Source organism: Clostridium sp. AF35-15, from assembly GCF_003477745.1.
GTDB lineage: Bacteria > Bacillota > Clostridia > Lachnospirales > Lachnospiraceae > Otoolea > Otoolea fessa.
In genome coordinates this window covers 500,917-513,535 of sequence record NZ_QUDY01000001.1, presented here as the reverse complement: position 1 = coordinate 513,535, position 12,619 = coordinate 500,917, and the positions used below count along the sequence as shown (strand labels likewise).

17 protein-coding genes and 2 pseudogenes are annotated in these 12,619 nt (G+C 40.3%); 13 read left to right on the top strand and 6 right to left on the bottom strand.

What is annotated here, in order from left to right; genetic code table 11:
• Positions 1–21 precede the first annotated feature (21 nt).
• From DWZ76_RS02485 to DWZ76_RS02460, 6 genes are all read right to left on the bottom strand, one after another.
• Positions 22–789: a phage antirepressor KilAC domain-containing protein gene (locus DWZ76_RS02485; RefSeq protein ID WP_002589066.1), complete on the bottom strand. Its 768-nt coding sequence runs from the start codon at positions 787–789 to the stop codon at positions 22–24.
• Positions 790–825: 36 nt separating this feature from the next.
• Positions 826–1,704, bottom strand: a complete 879-nt coding sequence (locus DWZ76_RS02480) for a DUF6017 domain-containing protein (RefSeq protein WP_117440276.1) — start codon at positions 1,702–1,704, stop codon at positions 826–828.
• 67 nt (positions 1,705–1,771) lie between these two features.
• Complete coding sequence (locus DWZ76_RS02475; protein ID WP_006059571.1) at positions 1,772–1,960, bottom strand: hypothetical protein; 189 nt, start codon at positions 1,958–1,960, stop codon at positions 1,772–1,774.
• A gap of 28 nt (positions 1,961–1,988) precedes the next feature.
• Positions 1,989–2,261, bottom strand: coding sequence for a DUF5720 family protein (locus tag DWZ76_RS02470; RefSeq protein ID WP_117440310.1), 273 nt, complete (start codon positions 2,259–2,261; stop codon positions 1,989–1,991).
• An 11-nt stretch (positions 2,262–2,272) separates the two neighbouring features.
• Positions 2,273–3,202 (bottom strand): ParB/RepB/Spo0J family partition protein, encoded by a 930-nt coding sequence (locus tag DWZ76_RS02465; RefSeq protein WP_006059569.1) that lies wholly within the window; start codon positions 3,200–3,202, stop codon positions 2,273–2,275.
• Complete coding sequence (locus DWZ76_RS02460) at positions 3,159–3,980, bottom strand: ParA family protein (protein WP_117440275.1); 822 nt, start codon at positions 3,978–3,980, stop codon at positions 3,159–3,161. The genes DWZ76_RS02465 and DWZ76_RS02460 overlap by 44 nt, the downstream gene beginning before the upstream one ends.
• Before the next feature lie 710 nt (positions 3,981–4,690).
• Between DWZ76_RS02460 and DWZ76_RS02455 the strand changes: the two genes are divergently transcribed.
• From DWZ76_RS02455 to DWZ76_RS02390, 13 genes and pseudogenes are all read left to right on the top strand, one after another.
• Positions 4,691–5,305, top strand: coding sequence for a ParB/RepB/Spo0J family partition protein (locus DWZ76_RS02455; RefSeq protein ID WP_227589455.1), 615 nt, complete (start codon positions 4,691–4,693; stop codon positions 5,303–5,305).
• Entirely contained in the window at positions 5,223–5,567 is a 345-nt protein-coding gene (locus tag DWZ76_RS02450; protein WP_347560914.1) for an AAA family ATPase, read from the top strand. Before DWZ76_RS02455 ends, DWZ76_RS02450 begins: the two co-directional genes overlap by 83 nt.
• Positions 5,552–5,854 (top strand): annotated as a pseudogene (locus tag DWZ76_RS02445) (NifB/NifX family molybdenum-iron cluster-binding protein); the annotation flags it as partial. The gene DWZ76_RS02450 and the pseudogene DWZ76_RS02445, both read left to right, overlap by 16 nt.
• A 264-nt stretch (positions 5,855–6,118) precedes the next feature.
• Positions 6,119–6,328, top strand: coding sequence for a DUF6219 family protein (locus DWZ76_RS02440; RefSeq protein ID WP_015516636.1), 210 nt, complete (start codon positions 6,119–6,121; stop codon positions 6,326–6,328).
• 3 nt (positions 6,329–6,331) lie between these two features.
• Positions 6,332–6,787: a thioredoxin-dependent thiol peroxidase gene (gene bcp / locus DWZ76_RS02435; RefSeq protein ID WP_107000940.1), complete on the top strand. Its 456-nt coding sequence runs from the start codon at positions 6,332–6,334 to the stop codon at positions 6,785–6,787.
• Positions 6,787–7,536 carry a peroxide stress protein YaaA gene (yaaA, locus tag DWZ76_RS02430; protein ID WP_107000939.1) on the top strand — a complete coding sequence of 250 codons (750 nt, stop codon included), beginning with the start codon at positions 6,787–6,789 and terminating at the stop codon, positions 7,534–7,536. Before bcp ends, yaaA begins: the two co-directional genes overlap by 1 nt.
• Positions 7,537–7,663: 127 nt before the next feature.
• Positions 7,664–8,071: a transcriptional repressor gene (locus tag DWZ76_RS02425; protein WP_107000938.1), complete on the top strand. Its 408-nt coding sequence runs from the start codon at positions 7,664–7,666 to the stop codon at positions 8,069–8,071.
• The gene (gene rbr / locus DWZ76_RS15385; protein ID WP_118471717.1) at positions 8,064–9,245 is read left to right on the top strand and encodes a rubrerythrin; all 1,182 of its coding nucleotides are present in this window, start codon (positions 8,064–8,066) and stop codon (positions 9,243–9,245) included. Before DWZ76_RS02425 ends, rbr begins: the two co-directional genes overlap by 8 nt.
• Positions 9,229–9,561, top strand: coding sequence for a hypothetical protein (locus DWZ76_RS02415; RefSeq protein ID WP_347560913.1), 333 nt, complete (start codon positions 9,229–9,231; stop codon positions 9,559–9,561). The genes rbr and DWZ76_RS02415 overlap by 17 nt, the downstream gene beginning before the upstream one ends.
• Before the next feature lie 27 nt (positions 9,562–9,588).
• Positions 9,589–9,963, top strand: coding sequence for a desulfoferrodoxin family protein (locus DWZ76_RS02410; protein ID WP_107000936.1), 375 nt, complete (start codon positions 9,589–9,591; stop codon positions 9,961–9,963).
• Between the two features lie 90 nt (positions 9,964–10,053).
• Positions 10,054–10,212 carry a rubredoxin gene (locus DWZ76_RS02405; protein WP_107000935.1) on the top strand — a complete coding sequence of 53 codons (159 nt, stop codon included), beginning with the start codon at positions 10,054–10,056 and terminating at the stop codon, positions 10,210–10,212.
• A 574-nt stretch (positions 10,213–10,786) separates the two neighbouring features.
• Positions 10,787–11,059 (top strand): annotated as a pseudogene (locus DWZ76_RS02395) (antirestriction protein ArdA); the annotation flags it as partial.
• A 116-nt stretch (positions 11,060–11,175) separates the two neighbouring features.
• Positions 11,176–12,609: a phospholipase D family protein gene (locus tag DWZ76_RS02390; RefSeq protein WP_118471715.1), complete on the top strand. Its 1,434-nt coding sequence runs from the start codon at positions 11,176–11,178 to the stop codon at positions 12,607–12,609.
• Positions 12,610–12,619: the final 10 nt, after the last annotated feature.

The window sequence follows — 12,619 nt, the reverse complement described above, 5'->3', positions numbered from 1 at the left end:
AACTCACTTCCTTTCCCACTCTCATACAACCATCAAAATCATGTCTCTCAGCTGAGCAAAGTAGAGTTTGCCTTGCGGGGTTATCAGCGTATAGGAGCCGATATGCCCGTGATTGCAGTAGTCTTTGACACAAAACAGTCCTTCATTGGCTGGCTTTGCATAGGGCAGTACATTACCGGATGCGGTGCGGTACACAAAACGCTTTTCCAGAAGGAAACGGACAAACCGACGCTCCGGGACAAGCAACTCTTTGGCGGTGGTGCGGAGGTTGGTACTGTGATTGAGGTCGATGAACAAATCATAAAAGGCTGCCTTACTCTCCAGCAGGGCATTTTCCTCTCGTAGCGACGCATTTTCTTCCCGCTCAGCAAGCAGCTCGGAGCAGAGCTTTATCAGAGCTTCCGGAGAAGTGGCTATCTCCCACAACTTCTCTTTTGTGAGATAGGCTCCGTGCTTGCGAATGGCAGGTAGAACTTCATCAAACACCCATTGTTCAAACCGTTCCGCTGACGGCAGTTTACTATGGGCGATCAGACGATATAGATCACCTTCGGGGATAAAGAGCATTTCGACCATTTGTACCGCGGGGCTTCCATCTGCCTTTTTCCCAGTCTGGACCCCTATGGAACATTTCGTTCCACCCCTGGTATGGTCGCGGACGGCTTTGCGTGGATTGGTATATCCCAGCGCTGTTGCCACATCTGTACCGCAAAATAATACTTTGCCATTCTGTTCCAAAGTGCGAATGCTTCCGAACTCTGGACTATTGAAAATTTCAATCTGATTCATGCTGTGCCTCCTTTGGTGTAATACAAAAGCGGCTGATTACCAGCCGCCTGCGTGCATATCGTGATTTACCAGTGAAGTGTAGTGGTTATTCATGGTGGTAGGAGCGTTGAACAGCACTGCAAGCAGGTACTGCTTGATGTTGTGTACCTGGGTGGTGTTCTTTTGCAGACAGTCCATGACAAACTCGATGTGAGAGCTGTCCAGCTTCAAAAAGCGGGAGCGTACAATTTCATGAGGAAAGTCCGCACCAGAGATCCGGGTGGTCTTTCGTTTGGCACAGACCGTTTCTACCAACAGCTCTACGATCTCATTCAGGTCATCCAGGTAGAGAGGATAACGCTGCTTCAGACAATCATACTCGATATTCTCCAAAATCAATTCCCGATAATTTTCTATCTCTGTGACAGACATCGCATCCCTTCCTTTCCGTTCCGGCGGTATTACCGCCGCTGTTTCCCGGAAGGGAATGGAATCGGTATTTGATCCATGAGTATTTTGTTTTTGGGTATTTGATTTCTTAGTATTTAATTGTGTTGGATTTTCCGGTAACGGATTTACCGCTGACGGGTTTACCGTTATCGGGTTTTCCGACAACGGCTTATCCAACATCGGTTCTCCCTCGATGGGACGCTCAAAAATGGTATACTCATTGGCTGCGAATTTACCAGAAGCATCAGTTGTCTGTCTGCGCAGAATGTATCCGGCTGTTTCAAGCTCATTGACAGCAGAGCGGATTGCATCTTTGCTTTCTCGATTGATATAGCTGAGTCCTGACAGCGTATAATCCCAGTCATCAGGCAGAGATAACATTTGCGACAAGAGACCCTTTGCCTTCAAAGAAAGTCGTTTGTCTTTTAGATGAAAATTGCTCATAACCGTGTAATCGCCAGTGCGTTCTACACGAAAAACAGCCATTTACTTCACTCCTTTCATTTCTCAGGTATGAAAAAAGCCGCAATTCATAAAAGAATTGTGGCAGCGGTTAGGGTCTGTCTGTATCTTTTTTCTTGCGTCGGTAGGGGCGTTTTGGCATTGGTGGTTTATCAAACAGATCCCTTTCCTGAGAAAATGGTAAGGTTTGAAAAACACGGTCAATCTCGGTGGATTCCATATCACGCTGTGAGCGGCAATCTTCTTGAATAGCTTCTCGGATTTCTCTTACAGTACACATATTCATTCCTTTCCTTTCGTTGTATCGGTTATGAACGACGGTGTTTTTTAGGCTTGAAGTCGAGGATATGCCCCTCAATAACATGGGCATATCTCTTAATTTTGATTTCTCGACGCTGCTGGCTTTGCAGAGCTGACTGATACCCGTCCTCTGTGAGAAAAAGCCTCATTTCGTCACCAGATTCTCCATAAGCAGTAGGGCGCAAGACAGTAAACTCAATCATCCAGAAAGTGCTGTCCCAAAATCGCTCCACTGCAAGAATGTTGTGGCCTTTCAGTTCCCTTGCTGCAATATCTTTCATAGGCTCTCCCTTCATCGTTCCTGATCTCGTTGGCGTTTTTTCTGCCATTGTTCCAGCAGTTTAATAATGGTTTCCTGCATTTTGGCCGGTGTATAGCTTTTGGGGAAATACTTTCGCAAGGTATCGCTGCTCAAGGTCACTTTATCCAGATCACCCTTTTTTTCCTCTGACATGATGGCAAGCATCACATCTTCTGACAATTTCCCTTCCTGGCTGAACTTTTTCATTCGCTGAGCCTGAGAGAGAGAAGGGGTAGCCTGCTCATAGTCCATTGTTTCCACCAGCATTTGCTGTTCGTCCGGTTTCAAAAAAGAGAGTTCATAGGCTGGGTTAAATGCGATTTTCTTTTCATCCACCATATCCAAAAGCTCTGGAATCAGTTCAGTCAAACGAACATATCGCATTACCTGGATACCGCTTCGTTCACCGGCTTCTTTTGCCACCTGGTCTCTGGCGCTCAACTTCTGTTCAACTTGAACAGAAGTCAGGTCTGTTCTTGCTCCTTGATGTTTAATGGCTTCCAGCTTCATTTTGTAGGCAAAAGCCCTTTCACTGGGGAGCAGATTTTCTCGCTGCAAATTGCTGTCAACCATAATAATTGTGGCAGCATCGTCATCCAAGTCGCGCACAATGACAGGCATGGTTTCTTTTCCGGCCAATTCGCTGGCTCTGCGGCGTCTGTGACCGGCTACCAGCTCATAACCGCCATCAGGCAGTGGTCTGGCAATCGCAGGAACCAACACACCATACTTTTTGATGCTGTCTGCGGTTTCTATCATTGCATCATCATCCTTGACCTTGAAGGGGTGATCCTTGAACGGATGCAGTTCAGATAGGGGAATTTCCTGAATTTTTTCCAGTTGCTCGTCTTGCCGACTTTCTTCTGTAGAAAACAGGTCATCTACTGAGGCCAGCTCTATTTTTTTCGCGCTGCTTTTCAAGTTTCAATACCTCCTTCGTCAGATTTTTGTAGCCCTCAGCCACTTTGCCATTAGGATCATGGGCATAAATGCTTTTTCCTTCAGCACTGATTTCTTTAGCCCTGACAGAATGAGGAATTTCTGATGTAAACACCTTGATCTTACTGCCATAGGTTTCGCGCAGAAGAGCGGAGATTTCTTTGGCAAAATTGGTTCGGCTGTCTACCATCGTCAGCAGAATCCCATCAATTTGCAGCTTGGGATTGATTTGTCTGCGAACCTTATTGATAGTTTGCAAAAGCTGCTCCAAACCTTTAGCTGGAAGATACTCTGCCTGGACGGGGATTATAACCCTATTAGCGGCAGCCAGTGCATTGACCGTAAGCATACCCAGGGAGGGCTGGCAATCAATAAGGATATGGGAGTATTGCCCCTTCAGCGTGTCCAGATATTGTCGCAGAATGGTTTCTCGGCTCATAGCGTTTACCAGAGATACCTCCATACCAGATAGCTGGATGTCCGCAGGCATCAGGTCTACGCCCTCAGGGTGGTGCAGGATACCCTCGCCGGGACGAATTGGTTCATCCATCAAAATACGGCCCATAGCGTCTAACAGTGTAAAGGGCAGCTTATCAGGCTGAGGATTGCCCAAGCTGATGGTCAGGCTTCCCTGTGGGTCTCCGTCAATCAGAAGGACTTTCTTCCCGGACTGCGCCAGACCAATTCCAAGATTGGCACAAGTGGTTGTTTTGCCGACACCACCTTTTTGGTTGGCTATGGCAATAATCTGTGTATTCATGATTTCACCTCATTTCTTTCTAAGTTTAGATATGAAAAAAAGTGCCTGCTTTACCTTTCCTGAGAAAGATAAAACAGGCACTTTCACTGGCTCAATACCTCTTGTAATGAACCTCTATGTATGGTAAACTATGTCCACGATACCATGAATATAATTAAGTCTCGACGGGAATTGAACTTTTGGCTAACGCCAAATTTCGCGCCTTTGCAAACAGAGTGCAAACAATAGGGGGCTAAAATCCTTTGTTTTTGCTTGATTTTGCTTGTACAAGGTTTATAGAGAACATGGAGAAAAGCCTTGATATAACTGCATTTTCTTTATCCCTGTTGATAGGGAATATATGCACTGGGTCCATCTCCTAAGCACTAGTTGAGGGTTCGATTCCCCCTGGGAACGTGCATTTTTTGCAGCAATGATCGTAAAAGTTCATTGCTGCTTTTTCTTTTTTCCGGTGCTCGTGAGCACCGAGAGAACACTTAAACGCAGATATTGAGCACCGAAATTTCTTAACGGGCACCAATGCAATAATTCAATCCTGGTACCGAACGGAGATAACTACAGCGTAGGATAAGGATTGGGGTGTCAATGAATGTAAATATGGTTTTCTTGCCTGAACAAAACAGGCCTGACGGATCTATCCGCTCAGATTAGATTAAGAATCTATTCTGGGCGGATTTTTTCGTTACAGATATTTTAGAGGAGGATAGCTTATGGATAAAAAAACGGATGTAAGAGATCCGGATGAAAAAGTTGTTGAGATTGAAATGGAACGGTTAAGAGCATTTTCAAATCATCCATTTAAAGTGATCGGAGACAGTCAGATGATTGAGCTGCAGGACAGCATAAAAAAGTATGGTGTACTGAATCCATTGATTGTTCGTCCAAAGATTGAAGGCTACTACGAAATTATTTCTGGCCACAGAAGAAAATATGCGGCTGAGAAGCTGGGATATAAGAAAATTCCGGTAATCATTTGTATGTTGCAGGATGATGAAGCAGTAGTGATCATGGTCGATTCCAATTTGCAGAGAGAGCAAATTACACCAAGTGAAAAGGCCTATGCCTATAAGATGAAATATGATGCCATCAAAAAAAAGGCAGGCAGAAAGAATTGTAGTCAAGTTGACCACAATACAGGAAAGAGGAGTATTGACGTAATCGGAGAACTTTGTGGTGACAGTGCGAAGCAGGTGCATGGCAGTATCAAATCAAAAAGGTGGAGTTGGAAAGACGGTATCGTGCGTGAATTTAGGAATCGGACTGGCACAGGAAGGGAAAAAGGTTCTTCTGATAGATGCAGATCCGCAGGGCAGTCTCACAATTAGTTTAGGGTATGAGGAACCGGATGAAATGGAGTATTCTCTTGCAACGCTGATGCTAAATATTGTGAATGATGAAAAACTGAACATGGAAAAAACAATCCTTCATCATAAGGAAGGTGTGGATCTGATACCGGCCAATATAGAATTATCAGCGATTGAGGTATCTTTGGTAAACGCAATGAGCAAGGAACTGATTATGAGGTCACTTATTGAGAGATTAAGGGAATTTTATGATTTTATCATTATAGATTGTATTCAGAAGTAGTAGATACGAATGGAAGCGGACATGGTGCATTGGCAGGAGTTCTTAATGCATTAAATGCCGATGTTTTGATCTGCGGCGGAATAGGAGGAGGTGCCCAGACTGCGTTAGCGGTAGCAGGCATTAAGCTTTTTGGCGGAGTTTCAGGAGATGCAGATAAAGCAGTAGAAGCTTTTATCAATGATACACTTGATTATAATCCAGATGTTAAGTGTTCTCACCATGAGCACAGCCACGGAGAGGGACATACATGTGGTAAACATGGATGTGGAAACCATAGCTGTCATTAAGAAGAATAGCAAAAAATACAATACGAAAGGATGCGTCAAGGTAATGGGAGAATTATCGTGATACATCCTTTTGTATTATTTGATAAGATGGCAGATTACATTTTCAATAAGGCGGTTAAAAACTGTGAATGCTACATCGATCTCTACATGGATTGAGTATTTTTCTTTTCTTACTTGTAGAAAGTGATGAATGGAAGGTATAATATTGTTAATGATCCAGAGATATTTATTTTGGAAACAGCTTAATCAATTTGGAGGTATAAAATGAAAGCACATAAATATTGGTCAATCGGAGCAATAGTTACAATGGTTGGAACTTTTTATACAGGATATAAAGGGTTAAAAGCAGCACACAAATACTTTGCATTTGGCTCTCTGATATGCATGATTATGGCAGTCTATTCTGGTCATAAAATGATTTCAGGTAATAAAAGAACAAGAAAACAGGTGGAAAATACAAAAGCGGAGGAATAGTAAATGTTAGAGATAGGAACAAAAGCACCGGATTTTGAATTGCCGGCTCAGAACGGAGAAGTGCATAAATTAAGTGATTATTTAGGTAAAAAAATAATTTTATATTTTTATCCAAAGGATAATACACCAGGATGTACGAAGCAGGCATGTGGCTTTTCTGAGCGTTATCCACAATTCACCGAGAAAGGTGCGGTGATCCTTGGAGTCAGTAAGGATTCTGTAGCCTCTCACAAGAAATTTGAGGAAAAATATGGATTGGCATTTACACTTTTGGCAGATCCGGAGCGTAAGGTGATCGAAGCATATGATGTCTGGAAAGAAAAGAAAAACTATGGCAAGGTTTCTATGGGTGTGGTAAGAACCACATATCTTATTGACGAGCAGGGAATCATTAGAAAGGCAAATGATAAAGTCAAGGCGGCAGATGATCCTGAAAATATGCTTAAGGAATTAAATTGATGAAGATTATATTGTCACCTGCAAAAAAGATGATTGTAGATACAGATAACATAGCACCGGTTGAACTGCCTGCCTTTATTGATAAGACAGCAGAGATATTAAGCTGGATGAAAAGCAAATCAAAAGAGGAACTGAAAGCTATCTGGAAATGTAATGACAAGATTGCAGAGCAGAACGTTAACAGATTGGAAAATATGGATCTTTATAACAGACTTACTCCGGCTGTTTTAGCATATGAAGGAATTGCATTTCAATATATGGCACCAGCTGTGTTTGAAATCCAGCAGTTTGAGTATCTGCAAAATCATTTAAGAATCCTGTCTGCGTTTTATGGCATTTTAAAACCACTGGATGGTGTGACTCCTTATCGCCTTGAAATGCAGGCAAAAGCTGAGATTGAAGAAACAACAAATCTATATGATTACTGGGGGGACCGGTTATATCATTCAGTAATTGATGACAGCAGGATTATCATTAATCTTGCATCAAAAGAATACTCGAAATGTATAGAAAAGTATCTGACACCACAGGACAGATATATTACGATTGTATTTTGTGAGTTATCCGGAGATAAATTGGTAACAAAAGGTACCTATGCCAAGATGGCTCGTGGTGAAATGGTCAGATTCATAGCGGAAAATAATATTGAAAATCCGGTGGAGATTCAGAAATTTGACAGACTCGGATATTCGTTTAGGTCTGATTTATCTTCAGATTCAGAATATGTATTTGAACGCAAAATAAAATAGTTATTCAGGTAAAAGATGCTCAGTTTAGCACCTTTTATAATAATGAGAATCATTACTATTTTTATTGACAACAGGATGATAGTGGTATATAATCCTTATTAAGAACTAATCCTAATAAGGAGGACGGATGACAAGTAGGAGAAATACCATTCAAAAAGATCTCGTAAGAAATACCGTATACGAAATGAGAAGACACGTTACGGCAATTGAAGTGTATGAATTTATAAAAGAAGCATATCCATCAATTGGAAAAGGAACTGTATATAGAAATCTTGATATATTGGTAGAGGAAGGTGCATTAAGAAAGGTTGAAGTTCCGAATGGACCGAACCGATTTGATTTTACATTGAAAAATCATTACCATGTAAGATGTATAAAGTGCGGTGAAATTTTTGATGTGGATATGGATCAAATACCGGATTTGCTGGAAAGAATTCATAACACTCATGGAATTGAATTTGTGGATTACGATATTTCATTTAAAGGCATTTGCCCGAAATGCAGGGAGAAGGTAAAGGAGGAACAGCATGGATAGGAAAGCAATGTATAAGTTGAGTTATGGACTGTTTATATTGACCGCTAAAGAAGCAGAAAAAGATAACGGATGCATCATTAATACAGCCATTCAGGCAGCTTCGGAACCAAACCAGTTAAGTATCTGTGTAAATAAGGCAAATTATACGCATGATATGATTCAAAGAACCGGAAAATTTACTGTATCAGTCTTAAGTCAGAAGGCACAATTTGAATTGTTCAAACATTTTGGCGTCCAATCAGGAAGAGATACCAATAAGTTTGAAGCATTTGAGCAGTGTGCCAGGGGCACGAATGGTATTTATTATATTACAGAAGGTACAAATGCATACATTTCTGTGACAGTTACTAAAACAGAGGACTTAGGTTCACATACGATGTTTATCGGTGAGATAACCGATATGGAAGTTTTAAGCAATGTTCCTTCAGTAACATATGATTATTATCAGAATAACATTAAGCCTAAGCCACAGGAGGTTGGAAAAACAGAGGACAGTCAGACAATATGGCGTTGCAGAATTTGCGGATATGAATATGTAGGCGAGGAATTACCGGATGACTTTATATGTCCTTTGTGCAAGCACCCGGCATCAGATTTTGAAAAAGTAGTAAAGAAAACGGAGGTAAAAGAGATGGCAGAAAACAAATATGTAGGAACACAGACAGAGAAGAATTTACAGGAGGCATTTGCGGGGGAATCACAGGCAAGAAATAAGTATACCTATTTTGCTTCTGTAGCGAAAAAGGAAGGTTACGAGCAGATGTCAGCATTGTTTTTAAAGACTGCAGATAATGAGAAAGAACATGCAAAGATGTGGTTCAAGGAATTAGCAGGAATTGGTGATACAAAGGAAAACCTGGCGGCAGCGGCAGAAGGCGAAAATTATGAGTGGACAGATATGTATGACGGCTTTGCTAAAACAGCTGAGGAAGAAGGATTCCCTGAGCTTGCAGCAAAATTCAGGGCAGTAGGTGAGATTGAGAAGCACCATGAGGAAAGATATCGTGCACTTCTTAAGAATATTGAAACTGCACAGGTATTTGAAAAGAGCGAAGTTAAGGTATGGGAATGCCGTAACTGCGGACATATTGTGGTAGGAACAAAGGCTCCTGAGGTATGTCCGGTATGTAACCATCCACAAAGCTATTTTGAAGTACATGAAGAGAATTATTAAGGAGATAAGATTATTAGCAGTCAAGAACAGTGCTTATGAAATAATAAATAAAAAGCACGCTACATATTATGAAATGGCAATGTCTGTAAAAAGAATCTGTGAAGTAATTATGAGAAATGAAAAATCAATACTTCCGGTATCGCACATAATTTATGGCGTATATGATATTGACGGAGTATCGTTAAGTATGCCAGTTATTGTAGGTGTTGATGGTATTGAGTCTAATATACCTATTAATTTAAGTGGTGAGGAAGCATTAAAGCTTAAGAAATCTGCAGATTCTTTGAAAAAGATTATAGAGACGATTGAACTATAAATTATACACATGGAAGGAGATAAAAGCATGGAAGTAAAGTATTATATATGTAAGCATTGTGGAAACATTGTTGAAAAGGTAAAGGATAAAGGTGTTCCTGTAATTTGTTGCGGAGAACCTATGCAGGAATTAAAAGCCGGTGTGACAGATGCGGCTGTTGAGAAGCACGTGCCTGTATATACAGTGGAAGGCAATTATGTTCATGTCGTGGTCGGAGAGACAAAACATCCAATGCTTGAAGAACATTTCATTGAGTGGATTACATTAAATACCAATCAGGGAATATACAGAAAACAGTTAAATCCAGGGCAGGAGCCGATAGCAGATTTTTGTCTTTGCGATGGTGAACAGGTAGAAGAAGTATATGCATATTGTAACCTGCATGGATTATGGAAATGCTAAAAGCATTTATACATATTAAGATTTAAGAACAACACAAATATAACCGTAATATAGGCTGTGTATTAATGTATTTACAAGGAGGAACAACAAATGAAATATGTATGTGATGTTTGCGGATGGGAATACGATGAGGAGAAGGGATATCCAGAAGGTGGTATTGCACCTGGTACAAAGTGGGAGGATATTCCGGAAGATTTTGAATGTCCGTTATGTTTTGTAGGCAAAGACCAGTTTTCAAAGGCTGAATAAAAATGAAAGCAGGACTAATGGATGTATGAAATGAAACCAGAATATTATAATGGAATAAATATGATAGAATTGACATAATATTGGAAAATCTTCGTGATTATACAGTAAAACACTTTACTGATGAAGAGCAGTATATGGAATCTATTAATTATAAGAAGTTATTTACACAGAAAGTTCAACATCTGAAATTTATACACAAACTTGATGAATTTATAGAACATCATAATGATGAGATAGAAGATCAAGATGAACAGATTATGGTTATATGTGTAGAGTCTGCGGATAGAGGATAGGGGAATGTGCAGCATGTTTCCGTATTACTCCCATGTTGTTACCAATTGCTATCCTTTTGCTACCATTCTACCTCTTTTTTTTCAGAATTGACCTGTGCTAATATTATCATAGACAAATGAGACATGAGCTACAAACTTACATTTCATTTGTTTCTCTTTTGCAAAAGAATACGGACAAAATATAAAGCGTCTGCTCATTGCCGGAATGGTGATGAGTATGGCGCTTTTTTTGATGCCGAAAACCGGGTGATGACCTGAAAAATGAAACAGGAGGAAATAGCATGGCATATGAATATGGCCACGATTGCCCATTTGAAGCTTACATCACGAATCTCGGAAAATATAACGAAGGGGAGTTGGTAGGCGAATGGGTAAAGTTTCCTACCACATCAGAAGATCTGAAAAAAGTATTTGAACGAATTGGAATCGGTTCAAAAGATGACTTTGGTAATCCTTATGAAGAATGGTTCATAAGTGATTATGACTGTTATGTCGATGGGCTGTATGAAATGCTGGGAGAATACGAAAGTCTGGATGAACTCAATTATCTGGCTTTCTTTAAAAAGAAGCCGATCATATTTTTTTATGAAAAATAAATTTTGTTGAGGTTAAATTGAGATTGACTTTGTATTGTATAAGTATGAAATAAAAAGGAATCAGGTGCTGTACAATGAAAAAGCATAAAATATGTAAAATCCTTCTTGTTATACTGGCAATTTTTTTATGTGTGGCTTTTTATGAATTGCTCGGAATCTGCGTTGCATATAAAAAGCAGCCGGAAGTGTCCAATACAACCAAAAAAGAAACAAAAAATAGGTCATGGAACGAATGCAGTGAAAATACAGAACGGGCAGTAATCATAGAAAAGAATCCAGAAGCGCTTTTACAAAGAGTGCGTTTGATCAAGAATGCAAAAAAGGAAATTATTCTTTCTACTTTTGCATTTCAATCCGATGAAAGTGGAAAATTGATCTTAGGAGCACTGCATGATGCGGCAGACAGAGGTGTGCATGTTCGTCTGTTAGTAGATGGAATGGAGAGCTGGGTTGATATGGAAGGCAATCCGTATTTCTATGGATTATCTTCCCATGAGAATGTTGAAATTAAACTGTATAATAAGGCCAATCCGTTGAAACCGTGGAAAATGATGGGTAGAATGCATGATAAATATTTGATTGCAGATGGTAAGACATATATTCTTGGGGGAAGAAATACATACAATTATTTCCTGGGTGATTTTCCGGGACATAAGAACTATGACAGAGACGTGTTAGTGGTTTGCGATGAACCTGAGAAAGAAAATTCAGTTAACCAGTTGTCAGAGTATTTTGAAACCATATGGAATCAGGAAGACAGTGGTTATTTTCATGACAATAAAAAACTGGCAAATAGAAAATCTGTAAAGAACGCAGTTTTAGAGCTGCAGAACGGCTATCAGAAATATTTTGAAGAGAATAAGGAAAGAATCTGCGATACCGATTACACGGACGAAACTTTTGAGACAGAAAAGATTGCATTAGTGTCAAATCCTATCCACACAGGTCCCAAGGAACCAGTAGTCTGGTATCAACTGGGAGAACTAATGAAAAATGCAAAAGAGCGCGTGAAAATTCATACACCATATATTATCTGCAATGATATGATGTATAATACATGGAAAGAGATTGCGGAGAGAGTTCCGGATTTTTCTATCATGACCAATTCGGTTGCCAACAATGGAAATCCGTTTGGTTCTGCTGATTATGCGAGAAACAGAAACAGAATTTTAAATACAGGAATTGATATCTGGGAGTATGAAGGCGGCTATTCTTACCACGGAAAAAGCATCCTGATTGATGATGATCTATCCGTAATCGGTTCCTTTAACATGGATATGAGAAGCACGTATCTGGATACGGAACTGATGCTTGTAATACGTAGCAAAGAGATTAATAAACAGTTGGAAGAAGACATGATGGAATATGAAAGAGTGTCCCGACAGGTATTGGAAGATGGAACCTATCGTGCTCCATATCATGTAGAGCCAATTGAATTGACAAAGAAGCGTCAGAGAAACGTACTTTTGGTACAGCATCTGCTTGGATGGGCAAGATATCTGTTCTGATAAAGGAGGA